This window comes from Mesorhizobium sp. M0491 (assembly GCF_040321265.1).
Classification (GTDB): Bacteria; Pseudomonadota; Alphaproteobacteria; order Rhizobiales; family Rhizobiaceae; genus Mesorhizobium.
Genome location: NZ_JAMYRE010000014.1, coordinates 1 through 22,060 on the forward strand (window position 1 = coordinate 1; position 22,060 = coordinate 22,060).

Annotated in this window: 20 protein-coding genes and 1 pseudogene; 9 read left to right on the forward strand and 12 right to left on the reverse strand. The window is 63.5% G+C overall.

Translation table 11 applies throughout. The features are described 5' to 3' along the window. Positions 1–82 precede the first annotated feature (82 nt). Positions 83–193: pseudogene (locus NKI69_RS19105) on the forward strand (LysR family transcriptional regulator); the annotation flags it as partial. 48 nt (positions 194–241) lie between these two features. On the opposite strand, the gene NKI69_RS19110 reads toward NKI69_RS19105, so the two are convergent. The 5 genes from NKI69_RS19110 to hisS form a co-directional block, all read right to left on the reverse strand. After that, complete coding sequence (locus NKI69_RS19110) at positions 242–1,345, reverse strand: calcium:cation antiporter (protein WP_352676029.1); 1,104 nt, start codon at positions 1,343–1,345, stop codon at positions 242–244. Positions 1,346–1,533: 188 nt separating this feature from the next. After that, the gene (locus NKI69_RS19115; protein WP_352722346.1) at positions 1,534–3,306 is read right to left on the reverse strand and encodes an AMP-binding protein; all 1,773 of its coding nucleotides are present in this window, start codon (positions 3,304–3,306) and stop codon (positions 1,534–1,536) included. A 418-nt stretch (positions 3,307–3,724) separates the two neighbouring features. Beyond that, a complete protein-coding gene (gene hisG, locus NKI69_RS19120) occupies positions 3,725–4,423 on the reverse strand; it encodes an ATP phosphoribosyltransferase (RefSeq protein ID WP_023809018.1) in 699 nt (232 codons plus the stop codon). Continuing rightward, positions 4,420–5,541, reverse strand: coding sequence for an ATP phosphoribosyltransferase regulatory subunit (locus tag NKI69_RS19125; RefSeq protein ID WP_023809019.1), 1,122 nt, complete (start codon positions 5,539–5,541; stop codon positions 4,420–4,422). Before NKI69_RS19125 ends, hisG begins: the two co-directional genes overlap by 4 nt. Before the next feature lie 178 nt (positions 5,542–5,719). Continuing rightward, entirely contained in the window at positions 5,720–7,225 is a 1,506-nt protein-coding gene (gene hisS / locus NKI69_RS19130) for a histidine--tRNA ligase (protein WP_352722347.1), read from the reverse strand. A gap of 228 nt (positions 7,226–7,453) precedes the next feature. On the opposite strand from hisS, the gene NKI69_RS19135 reads away from it, so the two are divergent. Further along, positions 7,454–7,708, forward strand: a complete 255-nt coding sequence (locus tag NKI69_RS19135; RefSeq protein WP_352722349.1) for a hypothetical protein — start codon at positions 7,454–7,456, stop codon at positions 7,706–7,708. A gap of 2 nt (positions 7,709–7,710) precedes the next feature. Here NKI69_RS19135 and NKI69_RS19140 read toward each other — a convergent pair whose 3' ends face one another. Next, positions 7,711–8,349, reverse strand: a complete 639-nt coding sequence (locus NKI69_RS19140; protein ID WP_352440696.1) for a DNA-3-methyladenine glycosylase I — start codon at positions 8,347–8,349, stop codon at positions 7,711–7,713. 215 nt (positions 8,350–8,564) lie between these two features. On the opposite strand from NKI69_RS19140, the gene NKI69_RS19145 reads away from it, so the two are divergent. Further along, positions 8,565–9,302: a L,D-transpeptidase gene (locus NKI69_RS19145; RefSeq protein ID WP_023809023.1), complete on the forward strand. Its 738-nt coding sequence runs from the start codon at positions 8,565–8,567 to the stop codon at positions 9,300–9,302. A gap of 259 nt (positions 9,303–9,561) precedes the next feature. Then, on the forward strand, positions 9,562–10,482 hold the full coding sequence (locus tag NKI69_RS19150; protein WP_352722350.1) for a bifunctional 5,10-methylenetetrahydrofolate dehydrogenase/5,10-methenyltetrahydrofolate cyclohydrolase: 921 nt from the start codon (positions 9,562–9,564) through the stop codon (positions 10,480–10,482). Positions 10,483–10,492: 10 nt separating this feature from the next. On the opposite strand, the gene glcF is transcribed toward NKI69_RS19150, so the two are convergent. The 4 genes from glcF to NKI69_RS19170 form a co-directional block, all read right to left on the reverse strand. Beyond that, the gene (glcF, locus tag NKI69_RS19155; protein WP_352722351.1) at positions 10,493–11,818 is read right to left on the reverse strand and encodes a glycolate oxidase subunit GlcF; all 1,326 of its coding nucleotides are present in this window, start codon (positions 11,816–11,818) and stop codon (positions 10,493–10,495) included. Positions 11,819–11,828: 10 nt separating this feature from the next. Further along, on the reverse strand, positions 11,829–13,034 hold the full coding sequence (locus NKI69_RS19160) for an FAD-binding protein (protein WP_352722352.1): 1,206 nt from the start codon (positions 13,032–13,034) through the stop codon (positions 11,829–11,831). 235 nt (positions 13,035–13,269) lie between these two features. Continuing rightward, positions 13,270–14,766, reverse strand: coding sequence for an FAD-linked oxidase C-terminal domain-containing protein (locus NKI69_RS19165; RefSeq protein ID WP_352722353.1), 1,497 nt, complete (start codon positions 14,764–14,766; stop codon positions 13,270–13,272). A 277-nt stretch (positions 14,767–15,043) separates the two neighbouring features. After that, positions 15,044–16,366 (reverse strand): DUF3422 family protein, encoded by a 1,323-nt coding sequence (locus NKI69_RS19170; protein ID WP_352440700.1) that lies wholly within the window; start codon positions 16,364–16,366, stop codon positions 15,044–15,046. Positions 16,367–16,569: 203 nt separating this feature from the next. Here NKI69_RS19170 and NKI69_RS19175 point away from each other — a divergent pair, with 203 nt between their 5' ends. Genes NKI69_RS19175 through NKI69_RS19185 form a run of 3 tightly spaced genes read left to right on the forward strand, consistent with a single transcriptional unit; the run spans position 16,570 to position 19,338 of the window. Next, a complete protein-coding gene (locus NKI69_RS19175; RefSeq protein WP_023809029.1) occupies positions 16,570–17,373 on the forward strand; it encodes a FadR/GntR family transcriptional regulator in 804 nt (267 codons plus the stop codon). An 18-nt stretch (positions 17,374–17,391) separates the two neighbouring features. Then, positions 17,392–18,537, forward strand: coding sequence for an alpha-hydroxy acid oxidase (locus NKI69_RS19180; protein WP_023809030.1), 1,146 nt, complete (start codon positions 17,392–17,394; stop codon positions 18,535–18,537). Between the two features lie 27 nt (positions 18,538–18,564). Further along, positions 18,565–19,338: a metallophosphoesterase family protein gene (locus tag NKI69_RS19185; protein ID WP_023809031.1), complete on the forward strand. Its 774-nt coding sequence runs from the start codon at positions 18,565–18,567 to the stop codon at positions 19,336–19,338. Positions 19,339–19,377: 39 nt separating this feature from the next. On the opposite strand, the gene NKI69_RS19190 is transcribed toward NKI69_RS19185, so the two are convergent. Together NKI69_RS19190 and NKI69_RS19195 are read right to left on the reverse strand one after the other, a co-directional pair. Then, positions 19,378–19,509 carry a hypothetical protein gene (locus NKI69_RS19190; RefSeq protein WP_013893872.1) on the reverse strand — a complete coding sequence of 44 codons (132 nt, stop codon included), beginning with the start codon at positions 19,507–19,509 and terminating at the stop codon, positions 19,378–19,380. A gap of 292 nt (positions 19,510–19,801) precedes the next feature. Then, the gene (locus NKI69_RS19195) at positions 19,802–20,500 is read right to left on the reverse strand and encodes a type 1 glutamine amidotransferase (RefSeq protein WP_127292765.1); all 699 of its coding nucleotides are present in this window, start codon (positions 20,498–20,500) and stop codon (positions 19,802–19,804) included. An 88-nt stretch (positions 20,501–20,588) separates the two neighbouring features. On the opposite strand from NKI69_RS19195, the gene NKI69_RS19200 reads away from it, so the two are divergent. Together NKI69_RS19200 and NKI69_RS19205 are read left to right on the forward strand one after the other, a co-directional pair. Then, positions 20,589–21,236, forward strand: coding sequence for a hypothetical protein (locus tag NKI69_RS19200; protein WP_352722354.1), 648 nt, complete (start codon positions 20,589–20,591; stop codon positions 21,234–21,236). Between the two features lie 31 nt (positions 21,237–21,267). Then, entirely contained in the window at positions 21,268–22,002 is a 735-nt protein-coding gene (locus tag NKI69_RS19205; protein WP_023809034.1) for a 16S rRNA (uracil(1498)-N(3))-methyltransferase, read from the forward strand. Positions 22,003–22,060: the final 58 nt, after the last annotated feature.

A 22,060-nucleotide genomic window follows, 5' to 3' on the forward strand; every position in this document is an offset into this window, starting at 1 on the left:
CCTCGTCGAAACAATCGAGGCAGCCGAATGCAAGAACTACTTCGAAAACGCAGGCTACGCTTCCGTCAAAATATGAAACGCTCTAGACACCATCGCCGCCACGACGCCGGGCGTCTTCCTCTACCATCCCGGCAAGCGCCAGATCCTGCCGAAGCTGCGCGCCTTCATCGACCACCTCAAATCCACGGCGTGAGGTAACGAAGGATACCGCCCCCTTGGCGCTTCGCTTGCACCAAAGCTCTCATGGTATAAATATCAGAAATACATAAGTAAAAAATACTACAAGATGGACCATTCCGGTCAAGAACGTCGTTCTTTCAGTGCTGAAGCTTACATTGCATATGAAAAGCGCCAAGACCAAAAGGACCGCATCAGCAGCCGGCAGCCCCAGGGTTAACCCTCTTCCCGTCAGCAGGCTGGCGGCTGCGACCGCCGGTATTGTCAAACCAATCGTGGCACAAGCGGAACCCATCGCGACATTCAAACCGCGTTGCAGCTCATTGTTGAGTGAAGCGCGAACCGCCGAAATGGCCTCCGGCATCAAAACCAGCCCGGCGATCAATGCCCCCACAATGCTGTCAGCCTGTGTCACCTGATAGGCAACGAGCGTATTTTCAACACTTGCGGCGACCTGCTCGGCGAGCATGACAATGCCAATCAGCCCGATCAAAAGCAGCAATGCGCCGGCAAAGACGCTTTCGTGAGGGGCAGTCCGCAGCGCAACGCCGTGGGCCTGCCCTTCGACAAAGTCTTCTCGGTGGCGGACAGTCTGCGCGAACACAAAACTTGCATAAAGCAGCACCGAAAGCACGCTCACAAAGCCAAGTTGAGCTGCCGAAAATGTGCCCGGCCCCGTAGCTTGTGTGTAGGTCGGCAGAATAAGCGTCATGATGGTCAGCGCGATCAGAACCGCCAAATATGCGCTGGTCCCTTGTCGAACAATTGCCTGCTTGCGATGACGCCAGCCGCCGAGCGCAAGACACGTGCCGACGACGCCGGTAGATGCAATCATCACCGTTGAGAAGACGGACTCACGTGCAAGCGTAGGGTTGTTCTCTCCATGCAGCATCATGGAAACGATGATCGACACCTCGATTGCCGTCACGGCAAAAGTCAGCACCAATGTGCCATAGGGCTCTCCTACACGCCGGGCCACCGCCTCGGCGTGGTCGAGCACCACGAAAATGGTGGTGAACATAATCGCACTCGAAAGCGCTCCGACGAGTATCCTGGCGCTCAGCGAACCTTCGTCCGCCGACAGCCCGCCTGCCCTGACTGCAACAGCCATCACCAAGGCGGCCAAGGGCAACGCATAAGAAACCACCGATCGTTTGAAACCAACCATTCAAGCCCCTATGCGCTTCTGCGAACCTTGCGGAAAACCCCATGTGGAGTGTGGAGCGCCTTGGAAAACATCCGGCAGGCCCGACGGCCGGCGTTCGCCCCCTCACAAACAACGCGCTCCAAATGATGCAGCAGGATCGCGACCTGACCGCACCCAGCGCGCCGGACAAACCGAAGCGCCGCCTTCGCTCACGCCGTCTTCTGCGCCACCAGCCCCAGTTCCTCCACCATGGCCTCGCGCATCAAGAACTTTTGCGGCTTGCCGGTCACCGTCATCGGCAATTCGGTGCGGAAGCGTATGTGGCGGGGGATCTTGTAATGGGCGATCTGGCCGGCGCAGAAGTTCTTGACCTCCTGCTCGGTGGCGATCTGGCCGGGCTTGAGCACGATCCACGCGCACAGCTCCTCGCCATATTTGGCGTCGGGAATGCCGAACACCTGCACCTCCTTGACCTTTGGATGGCGGTAGAGGAATTCCTCGACCTCCCTGGGATAGACGTTCTCGCCACCGCGGATGACCATATCCTTGACCCGGCCGACGATGTTGCAATAACCCTCGGAATCGATGGTGGCGAGGTCGCCGGTGCACATCCAGCCGTCGCTGTCGATCGCCTCGCGGGTCTTGTCTTCGTCGTCCCAGTAACCCTTCATCACCGAATATCCGCGCGTGCAAAGCTCACCCGGTACGCCGACCGCAACGGTAGCGCCATCGGCATCGACCGCCTTTACCTCGACATGGGGATGGATGCGCCCGACGGTCGAGACGCGCTTTTCCAAGGGGTCGTCGACGCCGCTCTGGAACGAGACCGGGCTGGTCTCGGTCATGCCGTAGGCGATGGTCACCTGTTCCATATGCATCAGCGACACCACCTTCTTCATCACCTCGATCGGGCATGGCGAGCCGGCCATGATGCCGGTGCGCAGGCTGGAGAGATCGAAGGCGGAAAAATCCGGATGATCCAGCAGGGCGACGAACATGGTCGGCACGCCATAAAGCCCGGTGCAGCGTTCCTGCGCCACCGCCTTCAGTGTGGCGCCGGCGTCGAACCCTTCTCCCGGAAAAACCATGGTGGCGCCTTTCGAGACGCAACCCATCGTGCCCATCGACATGCCGAAGCAGTGGTAGAGCGGCACCGGAATGCACAGCCGGTCGTCGACGGTCAGCTTGATCGCCGAAGTGACGAAATTGCCGTTGTTGACGATGTTGCTGTGGGTCAGCGTCGCGCCCTTGGGGGCTCCCGTGGTGCCTGAGGTGAACTGGATGTTGATGGCCTCGCCCGGCTTCAGCTTCTCCGAGATGCGGTCGAGGCTGTCATGCTCGTCACGCCCGGCCATGGCCAGCACGTCGCCGAAATTGAACATGCCGGGCGAATTCTCGTCGCCCATGCGGATGACGATCTTCAGCGCCGGCAGTTTCTGTGCCTTGAGCTTGCCCGGTGTGGCCTTGGCGATCTCGGGTGCCAGCGTCTCGATCATGCCGAGATAGTCTGACGTCTTGAACCTGGCAGCGGTGACCAGCGCCTTGCAGCCGACCTTGTTCAGCGCATAGTCGAGCTCGGTCAACCGATAGGCGGGGTTGATGTTGACCAGGATCAGGCCGATGCGGGCGGTGGCGAACTGCGTCACCAGCCATTCCCAGCGGTTGGGCGACCAGATGCCGACGCGATCGCCCTTTGCCAACCCCAGTGCCAGGAAGCCGGCAGCCAGCGCGTCCACTGTGTCCGACAGTTCGCTCCAGGTGAAGCGCTTGTCCTGATCAACGAAAACGGCGGCGTCGAGCGTGCCGTATTTGCTGACGGTGTCGGAAAACAGCGCGGGGATGGTCTTGTCGAGCAGCGGCACGCTGCGTTCGCCAGAGACATGCGCCCTGTTGTCGACGGGTGCCACGAAGACACCGCCAGCACGCGCGCCGCGTCCGCGCAAATTGCTGGCGTTCTTCAGCTCGTCGAGATTGACCGGCATCGCTCTCTCCTCCCGGGACTAAAGCGTGTCGCGCTGAAACGGAATCATGCGACGCGCTTTAGGTCCTTGTTTTTAGGCATGTCGTTCTCCCAAAACCGAGATCACTTTTGGGCGACATGCATTGGCCGAACCTATCAGCCTGAGGGGGTGGTGAAAACCCGCCGATCGTCGTGGCAGGTCAACGATGCTTCGGAGCTTCGCGTTGGTTGACGAAGCCCCAAAACGCAAAAACCCGCCTGGGCGGCGGGTCGCTGGCGCAAATCAGCACCATGGGCAAAAATGTAGCATAGCTGCCCTCACGGGTCAAGAAAAAATTCCTATCAACATGAAAACCTCGGCGCAAACGCTACCGACACCGCTGGGCGGCCGTCAGGGTTCTTAAGCTGGGTCGGGGCCCTAAGGGTAGTGGGCCCCGCCGCTATCCGGCCGCAGCCGCCATCTTCGCGGCAATGTCGCGCAAGAGCGCCTCATCAGCCGCCGCCCGTGTCTTCTTCGACGCCACCAGACAGGCCTGCGAGCGCAGGACAAGGCCATCGCCCAGCACTTTGAGATGATTGGCGCGCAGCGTCGAGCCGGTGGTCGTGATGTCGACGATGACATCGGCCAGACCGGCCGCCGGCGCGCCTTCGGTAGCCCCTAGGCTCTCGACGATACGATAAACCTGGATGCCGTGCTTCTGCGAGAAGAATTGCTGGGTCAGCCGCCAGTATTTGGTGGCGATGCGCAGCCGCCGGCCATGGCGCTGGCGAAAATCGGCGGCGACGTCGTCGAGATCGGCCATGGTGTCGACATCGAGCCAGATATCCGGCACAGCCACCACGACATCGGCATTGCCGAAGCCGAGACGGGCGACGATTTCGGCGCGCGCCTCCCAGTCGGCGAGGTTTTCACGCACCAGGTCCTCGCCGGTGATGCCGAGATCGACGGCGCCCTGGCCGATCTCGCCTGATATTTCGGAAGCCGACAGGAACACCACTTCGACATCATCCAGACCCTCGACGCGGGCGTGGTACTTGCGCTCGTCGCCTGGCAGGCTGACGGCGAGGCCGGCTTTGGCCAGCACGTCCAGCGCCTGTTCTTTCAGGCGGCCTTTCGACGGGATCGCCAGCGTGATCATGGCGCCGTCTCCCGCAGTGCCTCGATGCGATCGAGCCAGACCGAAAAGCCTACGCCGGGGATAGGCGTCTTCGCGCCAAGCAGGGTCAGCAGCCGGTCATAGCGGCCGCCGCCGACCAGCGGCCGGTCGCCATTGTCGGCCGCGATTTCGAAAACAAGACCGGTGTAGTAATCGAGCGGGCGGCCGAAGGCGGCGTCGTAGCGGATTTTATCGGCCGGCAAGCCATACGTTTCGATCGCCTTGGCGCGGGCAGCGAACTTTTCCAGCGCGACATCGAGCGACAGCCCGGCGCCGGTGGCGAAGGACTCCAGCGCCTGGGTTGCGCCATCAAGCGGAACGTCGATCGCCAGAAAATCCTTCAGCGCGGAAAAGGCCTCGCTCGACAGCCGAACGCTGCGCAATTCGGCTTTCTCGATCAGCCGCCGGGCAATGTCGGACGGCGCGCGCCCGGCGGACGCCGACAGGCCCGCCTCTTCCATGCCGCTGGCGATATGGGCGGAAAGACCGTCCAGATCACCGTCTAGCACAAGGGCCGCGACCGGGCCGGAGAGCTGGCTGTTGCGCGGCGGGTTGGCGAGATCGGCGAGAGCCGCCTCAAGCATCGGCGCCGAGCCGAACGCACGGGCAAGGCGCATGCGCCAGCCGCGCGGCAAGCCAAGGGCAGCCAGAACCGCCTCGAAAATAGTCTGATCGCCGAGCGTGATCGCCAATGCCTGGCCAGGCAGCACCAGCGACAGCAGCGCATGCGCATCGGCCACCGAGCGGGCATCGGCTCCAGCGGTATCGCGGTCGCCAAGATCCTCGATGCCGGCCTGGAAGAACTCGTTGCCGCCTTCGCGGCGCTGGCGAAACACCTCGCCCAGGTAAGAATAGCGTCGCGGCGTGCCGGCCTGCGAGCTTATGTGGTCGAGGCAGACCGGAATGGTGAATTCCGGCCGCAGGCACAATGTCTGCCCGGTTTCGCTTTCGGTCAGGAAGATACGGCGGCGTAGATCCTCGCCGGCCATGTCAAGGAACGGGTCGGCCGGCTGCAATATGGCGACTTCGACCGCATGCGTGTTGCGGGTGGCGAAGAGGTTGGTGATGTCGGTGGAGATGGCGGGGGTGCGGGAGGTCATGGAGCGGATGGGCGCGAGGCACCCCCCTCTGGCCTGCCGGCCATCTCCCCCGCAAGGAGGGAGATCGGCAGCTTGAGGCTCAGCGCCTCTTCTTCAACGCTGGAGATTGGCGAAAGCCCACGTGACATCCAATCTCCCCCCTTGCGGGGGAGATGGCCGGCAGGCCAGAGGGGGGTGTTCAAGCGCCACCTTTCGCGCGATCAGCAGCCTGCGCCCCCAGGATCTTCCTAACCTCGGAGACCAGCTCGCCCTCCGCCACCGTCACCTGCGCCGGGCGGACGGCGCGCCATTCGGCATTGTCTGTGATTTCGGCCGACATGCGGGCGCCTTCGATCAGGTCCTTGATCTGCAGTTCGCCCTTGGCGCGCTCGTCGCCGCCCTGGATGATCGCGACCGGGCAGCCGCGCCGGTCGGCATATTTGAGCTGCGCCTTCATGCCGGCGCCGCCGAGATACATTTCGGACCGGATGCCAGCGGCGCGCAGGCTCGCCACCATCTTCTGGTAGCGGCCGAGACTGTCGGTGTCCTTGTCCATCACCAGCACGACGACAGGTGCGATCACATCCGAGGCGTCGAGCTTGCCGAGGTTCTTCAGCGCCGTCATCAGCCTGGAGACGCCAATGGAAAAGCCGGTCGCCGGCACCGGCTCGCCGCGAAAGCGCGAAACCAGACCATCATAGCGACCGCCGCCACCGACCGAGCCGAAGCGCACGATCTGGCCGTCCTCGTTGGGGATTTCGGCCAGCAGCTCGGCTTCGAAGACAGGGCCGGTGTAGTATTCGAGGCCGCGCACGACCGAGCGGTCCATGGCGATACGGTCCTCGCCATATCCTGCCGCCCTGACCAGCGCTTCAATCGTGGCGAGTTCGCCGACGCCTTCCTGGTAGATGGCATTCGAACTGACCATGGAATCCTGGCCTACCTGTGCATTCCTCGCTGTCGCGAGAAGGACTGCCTCGGCCTGCCCGTTATTCAACCCGGCGCCCTTGGCGAAGTCGCCTTCGCCTTCCTTGCCACCGTCCCAGCGGCCCGGGCCAAGCAAAAGCTTCACGCCTCCCGGCCCGAGCTTGTCCAGTTTGTCGATCGCGCGCAGCACCGTCAGCCTTCGTCCGGCATTCTCCTCGCCGCCAAGCCCGATCGCCTCCAGCACGCCATCCAGAACCTTGCGGTTGTTGACGCGAATGACGTAGTCGCCGCGCTTGATGCCGAGCGCTTCCATGACGTCGGCCATCATCATCGCCATTTCGGCGTCGGCGGCCACGCCCGGCGTACCGATCGTGTCGGCGTCGAACTGCATGAACTGGCGGAAGCGGCCGGGGCCTGGCTTCTCGTTGCGGAACACCCAGCCGGAGCGATAGCTGCGGTAAGGCTTGGGCAGGCGCTCGTAATTCTCGGCGACGAAACGGGCCGTCGGCGCGGTCAGGTCATAGCGCAGCGACAGCCACTGGTCGTCGTCATCCTGGAAGGAGAACACGCCTTCGTTCGGCCGGTCCTGGTCGGGCAGGAATTTTCCAAGCGCATCGGTGTATTCGATCAGCGGCTGGTCAGCGGGCTCGAAACCGTAAAGCTCATAGACCGAGCGGATCGTCGCCATCATCTTCTCGACGGCGCGGATGTCCTCGGCGCTGCGGTCGGCAAAACCGCGCGGCAGTCGCGCTTTCGTCTTTTCCGATTTATCGGCCATGAGATGGGTACTCGGTGTTTCGTGGCGTTGCGGGATAGGAAATTTCCTATTCGGCAGCGCGCGTTTCCTAACTGATGCAGCCGGGAGCGGCAAGGGTCGGCACCCAGCACCACGCTCGAACCTCCGTGAAACAAAACCGCATCGAAAATGAAACAATCCCGACACGGGTGCGGCATCGTGCCGACACAATCGTCGCCGATAAGGCGGGGTAAATGAGGGCTCGGGGCCATGGTCAGCACAGCAAGATTTTACGCTATTGATGGCGAAGCCGGCGAATTGCCCGCGCGCTTGCGCCCGGCCGACATCAACGCCCCGAAAATGGTCAGCCAGGCTGCCGGCCCGTTCGAAGTACCCAGCGAGACCGGCAAGGGACCATCCATGCGCGACGCGTTGATGACCGGCCTGCTGGTGATCTATCCGACCGTGGCCACGGTGGTGGCGATCGTCGCCGGCCTGGTGCTGGCCAGCGCCAACGGCACCTGAGCCTATTTCGGCCGCCTGAAAGCCTTCCGCTGCTTCTCAACCTCTTTGCGGCAGATGCAGCCCTCGAGATGGTCGTTGACCAGGCCCATCGCCTGCATGAAGGCGTAGACAGTGGTCGGCCCCACGAAGCTCCAGCCGCGTTTCTTCAACTCCTTCGAAATCCGCACCGAGACCGCCGTGGTCGGGTTGGCGCGCAGATGGGCGAGATCGACGATCTGCGGCCGCTCCTCCTTGCCGGGTTCGAACTTCCAGAACCAGGCGGCCAGCGAGCCGAACTCGTCGGCCATTTCGCGGGCGCGCTTGGCGTTGTTGATGGTCGAGACGATCTTGCCGCGATGGCGGATGATGCCGGCATTGCCGAGCAGGCGCTCGACATCCTTGTCGGTGAAGGCGGCGACCTTGTCGAATTCGAAATTGGCGAAGGCTTCGCGAAAATTCTCCCGCTTGCGCAGAATGGTCAGCCACGACAGGCCAGACTGAAAGCCTTCGAGGCAGATCTTTTCGAACAGCCTGCGGTCGTCGGCCACAGGCCGGCCCCATTCATGATCGTGGTAGTGCAGATAGTCGGGCAGATTGCCGTGCCAGAAGCAGCGCGCGACACCATCGGGACCGGCGAGCAGTCCGGTGTTTTCCTTGTCCATAAGCCAAAATCCGTTCGTTAACGCGCTTTTGCGCGGCATTTACTGCGGCTTTACCAGATTCCTGAACCCGGCGGTAACCACACCAAAAGGTTTACCGACAGTTCCGCATTTTACGCATTCCGATTCATGTTTCGGTTGCTGCTTGCGCGCCAATGATCGCCGAACCGGGAGGACGTTTCCACCCGTTTTGTATCAGACGATCAAGGTGCGTTACGATGAAGACAGTTCTGTTTCCCGTGCTCGGCGCCGTGGCTGTGTTTGCCGCCGGCGTCACACCCTCAACCGCCGGCGACCGCTATGCCGACAGGCCGCCGGTGATGGTGAGCCCCGACCTTTCCGCACCCTGGGTGCTGCAGCTTGGCCAGGCACCCGGCATCGTGCGCCAGAACCGCCAGGTCGTCCAGCAACAGCGGCGCCTGCGCCCGGCGCAGCCCGACCGGGTGCAGACGGCGGCGGTGCAGCCGCCGGCCAAGCGCATGGTCGCGCGTCCTCAGATCAACCCGATCTACCTGCCGCAGGAAGTCGACTATGACGGAGGCCAGAAGCCGGGCACGATCGTCATCGACACCACGCAGAATTTCCTCTTCCTGGTCGAGAAGAACGGCAAGGCAAGGCGCTATGGCGTCGGCACCGGCAAGCCGGGCTTCGAATGGTCGGGTACGCACAAGATCACCAACAAGCGCGAATGGCCGGACTGGCGCCCGCCGGCGCAGATGATCAAGCGTGAAGCCGCCAAGGGCCGCTATTTGCCGACCTATCTTGCCGGCGGCACGGAGAACCCGCTTGGCGCCCGCGCGCTCTACCTCGGCACGACCGAGTACCGCATCCACGGCACCAACCAGCCGTGGACGATCGGCGGTGCGGTGTCATCGGGCTGCATCCGCATGCGCAACGAGGACGTCGTCGACCTCTATGAACGGGTCAATGTCGGAACCACGGTCGAGGTGATATAGTAGGTCCTGCGAATCACCTGGCCGGCAAAGCAGTCCGCTTTTCGAGGCCAGTTAGGGACAACGGGGGACGGGCCGTATGGGGATGCGGCCGGTCAGGAAGGGCAGCACGGGAAACCGCGCTGCCCTTTCCGTTTTTGAGCAGAAATCGAGGGCAAAGGTCACCCACGCGTCGCGCAACGGCATAGCGGTTCGCTTTCATGCTGCCCTTTACCGCATTCTTTTGCTATCTCGGTGGCTAGTTCCACAAAAGAGTTCACCCATGCCCCTGTCCGAAGACAGCCGTTATCTCAAGGGCGGCCCGGTCGCCCAGCGCATCATCGCCGCCGTTCGCGAGGACGCCACGATCGCCAAAGCCGAGGGTTTTCCGCCCAAGCTGATCTCGATCACCGTCGGCGACACCGATGCGGTGGATGTTTATGTACGCAACCAGCGCGCCAAGGCTGAGCTCGCCGGCATCGATTTCGAGGAACGGCGCTTTCCCGCCACCATCACGGCAGGCGAGTTGGAAGCGGCCATTCACGGCCTGAACGCCGATCCGCGCGTTACCGGCATCATCATCCAGCGGCCGGTCCCAGTGCATATCCCGATCAGGACGCTGCAGGCGGCGGTGCATCCGCTCAAGGATGTCGAAGGCATGCATCCGGCCTCGATCGGCAACATCGTCTACAACCAGCTCGATCTCGCGCCTTGCACGGCGGCGGCCTCGGTCGAACTGCTCAAGGAAACCGGCCTCGACCTCAAGGGACTGGAAGTCGTCATCGTCGGCCATTCGGAAATCGTCGGCAAGCCGATCGCCTTCCTGTTGATGAGCGAAGGCGCGACGGTGACCGTGTGCCACCACATGACGCGGTCGGTCGCCGCCCATGCAAGGCGGGCCGATGCGCTGTTCGTCGCCGTGGGCAAGCCACGGCTGATCAAGGCCGACATGGTCAAGCCGGGTGCGGCCGTTATCGACATCGGCATCAATTCCGAAATCGGCCCTGACGGCTCAAGCCGCATCGTCGGCGACGTCGACACCGAAAGCGTCCGCGAGGTCGCCTCCTGGATCACCCCGGTGCCGGGCGGCGTCGGCCCGATTACGATCGCCATCCTGCTGCGCAACACCATGGTGGCGCTCAGCCGCCAGCGCGCGCTTTATGAGGCGACCTACGGTACGGCGGACAGGCTCGCGGCGGAGTAAGCGCGGCGCCCTACTCCGCGGCGATGAGGTTCTCTCCCCGAACGCCTTCCGGCATCGGTCCGCCATAGGCCCAGTCGAGCAGTTTTATCGTGTGCACCACCGGCAGCTTGGCGGCGGAAGCGATCTGGGTGATGCAGCCGATGTTGCCGGTGGCGACGATCGAAGCCCCCGTCGCCTCGATGTTTGTCACCTTGCGGTCGCGCAGTTTGGCCGAGATTTCGGACTGCAGGATGTTGTAGGTGCCGGCCGAACCGCAGCACAAATGCCCTTCGCGCGGCTCGCGCACGATGAAGCCGGCCTTGGCGAGCAGTTCCTTCGGCTGGCGGGTGATCTTCTGGCCGTGCTGCATCGAACAGGCCGAGTGATAGGCGACGACCGTGCCCGGCTTGCGCACCGGTTCAGGCAGGTCGAAGGTCGAGAGATATTCGGTAATGTCCTTGGCCAGCGCCGAAACGCGCGCCGCCTTCTCGGCATAGGCCTGGTCGAGCCGCAACATGAAGCCGTAATCCTTGATCGTCGTGCCGCAGCCGGACGCGGTGATGACGATAGCATCGAGCCCACCCTGGTCGATCGCCCACGTCCAGGCGTTGACATTTTGTCTCGCCGAGGCAAGGGCGGCTTGCTCGCGCCCCATATGATGCACCAGCGCGCCGCAGCAGCCTTCGCCCGGTGGCACCACGACCTCGACACCGAGCCGCGTCAGCAGCGAAATCGTCGTCTCGTTGATGGCGGGATCGAGCACCGATTGCGCACAGCCGGTGAGGATGGCGACGCGGCCTCTTTTGCTCCCCTGCCCGGCATGGATGCCAGGTGAAGCTATCGACGATGCTGTCGGGATCGAGGCCGGCGCGAGCTTGAGCATCGCACTCAGCGGCTTCAGCGCCGGAACCTTGTCGAACAAGCCCATAAACGGCTTGCCCAGCTTCGCCAGCTTGAGCGCGGCGCGAAAACGCTGGGGATAGGGCAGCACGAAGGCCAGCATGGCGCGGGTCAGGCGGTCGAGCAGCGGCCGCTTGTAGGTCTCCTGGATATGGGCGCGGGCATGGTCGACCAGATGCATGTAGTTGACGCCCGACGGGCAGGTGGTCATGCAGGCAAGGCACGACAGGCAGCGATCGATATGGGTGACGATCTCCTTGTCGGCCGGACGGCCGTTCTCCAGCATGTCCTTGATCAGGTAGATGCGCCCGCGCGGTGAATCGAGCTCGTTGCCAAGCGTCACATAGGTCGGGCAGGTGGCGGTGCAGAAGCCGCAATGCACGCATTTGCGCAGGATCTTTTCCGATTCCGCGACATGCGGATCGGCAAGCTGGGCAAGCGAAAAATTGGTCTGCATCGCTGATGTCCTAGGCCATTCGGCCGGGATTGAGGATATTCTTCGGGTCGAATTCCTGTTTCAGGCGCACCGCTAGTGCGGCAAGCGCCGGCGGCTGCGGCTCGAACACCGGCAGAGCGGCGCGATGCGAAGGTGCGGCACGCACCAGCGTCGCATGGCCGCCGCCATGTTTCCTCAACAGCCCGCGCAGCAGGGCGGCTTCCGGGTCGCCTTGTTCCATGCGCAGCCACACCAGCCCGCCCTGCCAGTCATAGAAGGCGCTGACGGCGGCCTGCATGCGCAGTGTCAGGACCATCTGGTGGCACTGTCCCGGCGTCATCGAGACACGCCAGACCGGTTTCTCGCCGTTGTCGGCGAAGGGCCTGCAATCGCGCACATCGCGCCAGATCAGCCGTGAGGTTTCACCGGCAATCTCCTGCAGCGGCCCGGCCTTGCCGAGCAGCGTTTTCAGCGCGGCAATACGGTAGGCAACCGACGGGCCGAAACCCTCGACACGCAGCAGCGTGGCGGCCTCGCTGCCGAGACTGCCGCCGGCGACGCGCGCGGCGATCCGCTCCGGCAGATGGGCGGCACTCGACACTTCAGCACTCGAGCCAAGCGCCAGGGCCATGGCGGCGGCAGCGGCATCGTCGAGCAAGCCACGGATGGCGAGCGTGACTTCGGTCTCGGCTGCCGGCAGCACCTTGAAGGTGACGTCGGTGAAGGCGGCCAGCGTGCCCCAGCTGTTGGCCATCAGCTTGGACATGTCATAGCCGGTGACGTTCTTGACCACGCGACCGCCCGACTTGAAGGCCTCGCCGCGCCCGGACACCACATTGATGCCCAGGATATGATCGCGCGCCGCGCCCGCCTTCAGCCGGCGCGGACCGGAGAGGTTCGCGGCGAGCACGCCGCCGATTGTGCCTTTGCCAGCTTCGCCGCCGAGCAGTGGGCCGTAGTCCATCGGCTCGAAGGCAAGCTGCTGGCCGTTTTCCGCCAGCAGCTTTTCGATCTCGGCCAGCGGTGTGCCGGCTTTTGCCGACAGCACCAGTTCAGCCGGTTCATAGAGCGTGACGCCAGAGAGTTTCGACAAGTCGAGCGTGTGTTCGGTTTGCAGCGGCCGGCCGATGCCACGCTTGGAGCCGTGGCCGAGGATTTCCAGCGGCGAGCCTTCCGCCGCTGCCCAGGCGACGGTGGAGGGGACTTCGGATGAGGTGGTCGGGGTGAAGGTGGTCATGGGCGACCCCTGTTCCTCGCCCAGCGAAGCGGGGAAGGCCACATCGGCCGCGTTTCTTCACACCCCCCTCTGTCCTGCCGGACATCTCCCCCGCAAGGGGGGAGATTGGCAGCTCGCACGACCGCGCCTTTCAAACCTTGGTGATTGGCGAAAGCCAAAACGACATCCAATCTCCCCCCTAGCGGGGGAGATGTCCGGCAGGACAGAGGGGGGTGTTCAAGCGCCGACATATCCCTCAAAACCTCGGAATGTCTGGGAACGGCAGTTTGCCGCCGGAAATGTGCATCCGCCCAAGCTCGGCGCATCGCCGCAGCTGCGGGAACACTTTTCCCGGGTTGAGCAGATGGTTGGGATCGAAGGCACATTTGACCCGCATCTGCTGGTCGAGATCGATCTGGGTGAACATTTCCGGCATCAAGTCGCGTTTTTCCACGCCCACACCGTGTTCGCCGGTCAAGACGCCGCCGACCTTGACGCAGAGCCGCAATATGTCGGCGCCGAAGCTTTCGGCCTTGTCGAGTTCGCCCGGTACGTTGGCATCGTAGAGGATCAGCGGATGCAGATTGCCGTCGCCGGCATGAAAGACATTGGCGACGCCGAGACCGTATTTTTCCGACAGCTCGCGCATGCCGGCGAGCACGCGCGGCAGCTCCTTGCGCGGGATGGTGCCGTCCATGCAGTAGTAGTCGGGCGAGATGCGGCCAACGGCCGGAAACGCCGCCTTGCGGCCGGCCCAGAAGCTCAGCCGTTCCTGTTCCGACTGCGAAATGCGGCAGGTGGTCGAGCCGTTCTTGTAGGCGATCGCCTCGACCAGCCCGATCAGATGATCGACCTCGACGCCGGGGCCGTCGAGCTCGACGATCAGCAGCGCCTCGACATCGAGGGGATAGCCGGCATGAACGAAATCTTCCGCCGCATGGATCGCCGGCCGGTCCATCATCTCCATGCCGCCCGGGATGATGCCGGCGCCGATGATGTCGGCGACGCACTGGCCGCCCTGCTCGCTGGTCGGGAAGCCGATCAGCAGTGCACGTGCCGTCTCCGGCTTCTTCAGGATGCGCACGGTAACCTCGGTGACGACGCCGAGCAGCCCTTCGGAGCCGGTCATGACGCCGAGCAGGTCGTAGCCTTCCGCATCGAGATGACTGCCGCCCAGCCGCACCACTTCGCCATTCATCAGCACCATCTCGATGCCGAGCACATTGTTGGCGGTTAGGCCGTATTTCAGGCAGTGCACACCGCCGGAATTCTCCGCGACATTGCCGCCGATCGAGCAGGCGATCTGGGAGGATGGATCAGGGGCGTAGTAAAAGCCCTCCTGCTCGACGGCGGCGGTGATGCCGAGATTGGTGACGCCCGGCTGGGCAACGACGACGCGATTGGGGAAATCGATCCCGAGGATGCGGTTGAAGCGGCTCATGACCAAAAGCACCGCGTCCTCGAGCGGCAGTGCGCCGCCCGACAGCGAGGTGCCGGAGCCGCGCGGCACGATGCGGATGTTGCGGTCGTTGCAGTATTTCAGCACGCGCGAAACCTGCGCCACGGTTTGCGGCAGCACGACAACCAGCGGCAGCTGCCGATAGGCGGTCAGGCCGTCGCTCTCGAAGGCGCGCATGGAATTGGCGGCGTCGACGACGCCCTCACCCGGCACGATGATGCGCATGTCGGCGACGATCTCGTCGCGCCGGCGCATCGTGGCGTCGTCTGGTTTCGGCATGGCCAAGCCGGACATCAGCAGCCTCATTTCGCTTGACTGGTCAAAATCTTTTACCAGTGAAGCGCGTTGGGTGCAAATCCTGTGGCGGCGGGGAATCCGCTTCAAGGCTGAGGCAAGCTTCCTCAGCGGCAATCTGCCGCTCTCTCACCCTCCCCTTGTGGGAAGGGTCGCGAACGAAGCGAGCGGGGTGGGGGTCCGCGCGGCGCTCTACGAGGACCACCACCCCGTCTCACGATCTTCGCTTCGCTGCGATCATGAGCCGACCCTCCCCACAAGGGGAGGGTGAGCAGATCTATTCGCCGGGCGGCTTGCCGGGCTCGGAATGCATCCGGCGCACACGGCGTACGCCCCACCAGACCAGCAGGATGGCGACAGGCACCGAAGCAGCGGTAACGATCTCCGGCGCGAAGGCATGGCCGAAGATCGAGGCGCCCTTGGCGACATAGCCGACAAGGCCGACCACATAATAGGAGACGGCGGCGACCGAGAGCCCCTCGACGGTCTGCTGCAGGCGCAGTTGCAGGCGGGCGCGGTTGTTCATCGAGGCAAGCAGGTCGCGGTTCTGCTTCTCGACCTCGACATCGACCCAGGTGCGCAGCAGCGTCGTGGCGCGGGTCAGTTTTCGCGACAGATTTTCCTGCCGCTCCTCGACCGAGCGGCAGGTGCGCATTGCGGGTGCCACACGGCGCTGCAGGAACCCGCGCCATGTGTCATAACCGGGCACAGCCTCTTCCTCGAGCGCCTCCAGCCGTTCGCCGACGATGCCGTCATAAGCGCGGCTGGCGCCGAAGCGGTAAAGGCTCGATGCCGCGTCCGCCTCCAGCTCCGCCGCAAGTTCGGTCAGATCGGCCAGCAAGGTCTGGCTGTCGCGTGTCCCGGCGACCTTCATCTCCAGCGTGGTCTGCGCCAGCCGGTCTTCGATGCGGCGGGCGCGGCCGGACAAGGTCAACGCCAGCGGCAGGCCGAGCATGGCCAGCGTCCGATAGGTTTCGATGTCGATAAGCCGCTGCGACAACGCGCCGGTGCGCGCCGGGGTCAAACCGCGATCGAGCAGCAGCATGCGGGTCAGGCCATCGCCATCCTGGCGAAAATCGGTGACGATGGCGGCGTTTCCGCGCTCTACCAGCGAGTAGCACAGGCTGGTCGGGTCGAAACCGGCTATCAGTTGCTCGCTCGCTTGCGTCCATTTGCGGATTTCGAGCCTGATGCCGGAGATGCAGGTTCCCGGCGGCGAAAACCCGTTGCCGAAGGGTGAGTCCTCCTGCGTCCTGCCGCTTTCGGAAAGCGGCCCTTCCCACAAATAGGTCGAGAATTCGGTGTGCCGCTCCCAGCGCAGCGAGCCCTTGCCCCATTTCATGGCATGGTGGCGGGCCTGGCGGTCGGGCGCGGCGATGCCGAGGCGCCGCGACAGTTCGGAAAGCACCGCGTGGTCGACGCCGGAGCCACCCTCCGTCATGAAGGCGAGTTGCATCAGGACGCGTGGCTTTTCGATCAGCGGATGCGGCCGGGCATGAACCTCGCCGAGTGCGCCGGGCCGCCCCTCATGCGCGGGAAAGCCCATGACGCTGCCCTTGGCGCGCGGCTGGAATTCGAGATCGGACGGGTCGTCTGACACGGCTTGTTCCCTGGGTTCCTTGAACCCTCTTGCACGTGCGTCCCTCTAGTGCCAATGGCCTTATGACGCAAACAGCAAAGTTAGCCGAAGATGATGGCATCAGGGCGAAAAATCGGCACGCTTTTGTCAATTGGATAAATAATTTGACCAGTTGGCGAGGCAGGCTCTATTCTGCGACACCGGTTCACCTTCCAGGCATTCTGTTGAGCGACATTTTTTCCAGGATCGAGCATTCGCGCACCGCCGACGAGGTGGTGCAGCAGATCGAGAGCCTCATCCTCGAAGGCGTGCTGCGCACCGGCGACCGGCTGCCGGGCGAGCGCGAGCTTGCACGCCAGTTCGACGTATCCCGGCCGATCCTGCGTGACGCCCTGAAGGCACTGGAAGGACGCGGCCTTTTGACGACAAGGCCCGGCGGCGGCACGCATGTCGCCGATGTCATCGGCCAGCTTTTCACCAAGCCGGTGACGGACCTGATCTCGATGCACCGCAAGGCAGTGACCGATTATCTGGAATACCGCCGCGAGATCGAAGGGGTCGCGGCTGAATACGCGGCACGGCGCGCCACTGCGGACGACATGGCGCTGCTCGACAAGATCATGGCACGCATGGACGATGCGCACCGGACCGGCGACTTCGACGACGAAGCCGAGATCGATGTCGAGTTCCACCACGCGATCTGCGAATGCGCGCACAACATCATCCTTTTGCACACGCTGCGCTCCTGTTACCGGCTGTTGTCGGAGGGCGTGTTCCAGAACCGGCTGCTGGTGTTCAGCGTGCCCGGCGCGCGCGACGCCCTGCTCGCGCAGCACCGCGCGATCCATGCGGCGGTGAAGGCCGGCGATCCGGATGCTGCCCGGCAAGCGGCGATGGACCACATCACCTATGTCGAACGGTCGATGGCGGAGGCCGAGCGCAGCGGCGACTGGCAGCGCGTCTCGCGACTGAGGTTGAAACAGCGCGTCGACGCCACCGATACAGAACCAGCACGCAAACGCTCCTAGCTATCGAGACGGGAACCCATGAGCCAGATCCTGACCATCGCCGACCTCAAGGACCTCGCCCGCCGGCGCGTGCCGAAGATGTTCTTCGACTATGCCGATTCCGGTTCGTGGACCGAAGGCACGTATCGGGCCAACGAAGAGGACTTCCAGAAGATCAAGTTCCGCCAGCGCGTGCTCGTCGACATGGACAACCGTTCGCTGGCGTCGACGATGATCGGCGAAAAAGTGTCGATGCCGGTGGCATTGGCGCCAACCGGCATGACCGGCATGCAGCACGCCAATGGCGAGATGCTGGCGGCTCAGGCGGCGGAGGAATTCGGCGTGCCGTTTACCTTGTCGACGATGAGCATCTGCTCGATCGAGGATGTCGCCTCGGTAACCACGAAGCCGTTCTGGTTTCAGCTCTATGTGCTGCGTGACAAGGATTTCGTGCTCAACCTGATCGACAGGGCAAAGGCGGCGAAATGCTCGGCGCTCGTGCTGACGCTCGACCTGCAGATTCTCGGTCAGCGCCACAAGGACATCCGCAACGGGCTTTCCGCGCCACCCAAGCTGACGCTGACGAACATCGTCGACATGGCCATCCGCCCGCACTGGTGCGCCGCCATGGCCGGCACGAAGCGGCGGACCTTCCGCAACATTGTCGGCCACGCCAAGGGCGTCGGCAACATGGCCTCGCTGGCATCGTGGACGACGGAGCAGTTCGACCCGCATCTGTCGTGGAAGGACGTCGCCTGGATCAAGGAGCGCTGGGGCGGCAAGCTGATCCTCAAGGGCATTCTCGACAAGGAGGACGCGCTGATGGCGGCCAAGACCGGCGCCGACGCGATCATCGTTTCCAACCATGGCGGGCGCCAGCTCGATGGTGCGTCGTCGTCGATCAGCGTGCTGGAAGAGATCGCCGACGCGGTCGGCGACACGATCGAAGTGCATATGGATGGCGGCATCCGCTCCGGCCAGGATGTGCTGAAGGCGCTTTGCCTCGGTGCCAAGGGAACCTATATCGGGCGGCCATTTCTTTACGGCCTGGGGGCGCTTGGCAAGGAAGGGGTTACCAAGGCGTTGGAAATCATCCGCAAGGAGATGGACATCACGCTGGCGCTATGCGGAAAGCGTCTGGTCACCGACATGGGCAAGGACCAGCTCCGGCGCCAGGTCCCGTGACCGCCTGACCACGGAGGCACCGAAAAATTGGCAGAACCCGGCATCCATTTTCTCGACGCGCATGGGCCGGACGGCATGCGTCTCTATGCGATCGGCGACGTCCACGGCCGGCTCGACCTTCTGGCCGCCATGCATCTGCGCATCAGGGCCGAGATCGAGCAGGAGGCGCCTGCCGACTGGCGCATCATCCATCTTGGCGACTATGTCGACCGCGGGCCGGACTCGAAGGGCGTCATCGATTTCCTGATCGAAGCGCAAGAGCGCGACCCTCGTCACCTGATGCTGGCCGGCAACCACGACATCGGTTTTCTCGACTTTCTCAAGACCCCTGACCCGGAAGGGCTTTTCATCCGGTTCGGCGGCATCCAGACGGCACAGTCCTACGGCGTGGCGATCAGTGAAGGCACCAGCGTATGGTTCGGCAAGGCTGAATCGGCCGTGCGCAAAGGACATCAGGCCCTGGTCGAGGCCGTGCCGCAAAGCCACATCGACTTCCTGCGGTCACTGCCGTTCTCCGCGATTTTCGGGGACTTCTTCTTCTGTCATGCCGGCATCAGGCCGGGTAATCCTCTGGAGAAGCAAAACCCACAGGACCTGATCTGGATCCGCGACGTCTTCCACAACCACACCGACCTTTATCCGAAGATCGTGGTGCACGGCCACACCCCGGTGCCGGAGGCGGAAGTGATGGCCAACCGCGTCAATATCGACACGCTTGCCTGGCAGTCAGGCATGCTGAGCGCGCTCGTCGTCGACGGCGCGGACAAACGCATCCTGACAATGACGATCAAGGAAGCTTGAGCGTCGCGCGTCGGAAGACGCGAAAGACGCTTCCCGCCTTTAGCGCAGCGAGGCGGTGACGCCGTAACCGTCTACGGCGTTGTGGTTGTTGGCTGCGTCGGCGGCATAGATGCCGAGACCGCACAGCACGATGGCGGACAACATGGCAAAGGACAGAAGCGCTGCTTTCACGGAGGTCATCTCTTGTTGAGCTTTCTGCATCTGTGCACCAGGCGGTTACCAATGCGTTGAAACGGAGAATTCGCTTCAAAGTTTCGACGATTTTGCGCTTCTAGGCATGTTCTGTATCAACGGTGTGTCGCGCGGGTCACACAAAGGTTCATAGCCGTTGCACAGAAGATGCAGAGCGCGCGCCTTCTAGGATGGCGGGCGGACACAAGCCAAGAATGAAACGGTTTTCCCCAGGCGGTTTCACCGCCGCGTGCCAATTATGTCACGCTGGAGGGTGCAGAGAGACCAACGCTCAGATGGTCGCTACCCAGGCGCGGGCAATGGCCAGACCCGCGGCATCCGCATCGGGTCCGTTGCGGGCCATTTCGCCATCGAGCTTGCCGGCCCAGTCGGGATGGCGGGCGGCGATGGTCGGGGCAAAGGATGTGCTCCAGTCCTTGACCATCGGCCGGTCGGCCTCGAAATGGAACTGGAAGCCATAGACGGCGCGGCCGACGCGAAACGCCTGGTTCTCGGCGACATCGTTGCCGGCGAGCCGCACGGCGGCCTCGGGCAGCACGAAGGTGTCGTCATGCCACTGGAAGATCGGGAATTTCTCCGGCAGCGCGCCCAACACCGGATCGGCCTTGGCGTCCGCCGTCAGCGATACGCCGCGCCAACCGAACTCATTGGCGCCGCCGATGCGGTTTTCGCCGCCGAAGGCACGGGCGACGAGCTGGCTGCCGAGGCAGATGCCGAGCACGGCGCGATCCTTGTCGGCAAAATCGCGGGTCAGTTCGAGCAGCGCCGGGAAATAGGGGTACTCATCGTCGGCCAGCGCATTCTGGCCACCGCCGAGCACCACCATGGCATCATGACCGGCCGCGTCGTCCGGCAGGGGATCGCCCCTGTAAGGGAGACGCAGGTCGAGATCGGCACCCGCTTCCGCAAGTGCTGCGCCGACCTGGCCGAGGCCGGTATTGTCGTAGTTCTGGACCACCAGCACCCGCATCACAAAACCCTGCTGACATGAAAAAGATGCGACGAGCGATATCATGCCGCTCGCATTGCAGCCAAGATGCGTGTCCGGAGAGAAAACTATGCCACTGCAGAACCGGGTCGATCCGTTCGGTACCATCCACGCCGTGCCCGATCGCGGCCTGTTCACCGGCAATCGCGGCATCATCCACGATCCCGAGACGAAGACGCTCAAGAAGAAGCGCTGGGCGCTTCCGGCCTGGATCATCTGCGTCCGCCAATTCCGCCATGTGCGGCGCGAACCGATGGGCCGCAACCGGAAGGGCGGCAAAGCGGGCTGGACCGAGCTGTTCTTCCTCGACGAGGTGACTGCATTGGCTGGCGGGCATCGCCCCTGCTTCTTTTGCCAGCGCGAACGGGCCAGGGATTTCGTCGGCCGCTTCGGCGACGCCTTCGGCATTGCCGAACCGCGTGCGCCGATGGTCGACAGGCGGCTGCACAAGGAGCGGCTGGCCTCGGGCGGCAGGCCGCCAGTGGTTGCGGTTGAAGACCTTGCCGGCCTGCCGGACGGCGCCATGGTCGCGGATGGCGCCACGGTTTATGCTTTGCGTCGGGGCAAGACGCTGCGCTGGTCGTTTGCCGGGTATGGGCATCCCGGCGATTTCGGCCTGCTCAACGGCAAGACACTCTCGCTGCTGACACCGGCCACAACGCTCGCCGTGCTGGGGTATGGCTTTCGGCCGGTGTGGCATCCGACCGCCGAGGCTTGACGCCGGCAGCCGGCTCGCTCATTCCTCGGCGATGCGCGCCAATTACAAGATGCAACGTCTGTTCGTGCCCGACGATCTCGCGCCGGATGTAGAGTTCGACGCCGGCCAACAGCAGAGCCACTATCTCCTGCATGTGCTGCGGCTTGGCGAAGGCGCCGAAATCCTGGTGTTCAATGGCCGCGGCGGCGAGTGGTCGGCGGCCATCGCGGCGAAGACGAAAAGGTCGGTTCGACTGAAGGTGTCGGCGCTGCAGCGACCGCAGCCGCCGCTGCCCGATCTCGTCTACTGCTTTGCGCCACTGAAGCAGGGCCGGCTCGACTATCTCGTGCAGAAGGCGGTCGAGATGGGCGCCGGCGTCCTGCAGCCGGTCATCACCCAGCACACGCAAGTGGCCAAGCCGTCGATCGATCGCCTGCGCGCCAATGTCGTCGAAGCCGCCGAACAATGCGGCATCTTGGCGGTACCTCAGGTGCACGAAGCCGAAAAATTCGACCGCCTGCTGATCGGCTGGGACACAGGGCGACGGCTGATCTTCTGCGATGAGGATGCTTCGACCAACAATCCGCTGGCCGCGCTGCAGGCGGTCAAGGAAAAGAAGCTTGGGCTGCTGGTCGGGCCGGAGGGTGGCTTTTCCGACGACGAGCGCAAGATGCTGCGCGCCCTGCCCTTCGTCACCGCCATTCCGCTCGGCCCACGCATCCTGCGCGCCGACACGGCGGCGGTGGCCGCGCTCGCGGTGATGCAGGCGACAGTCGGAGACTGGTGAAACGTCATCTCTTGCAAGGGACGGTGAGCGCGGTAAGGTTCAATTCCTGTTGACCTGT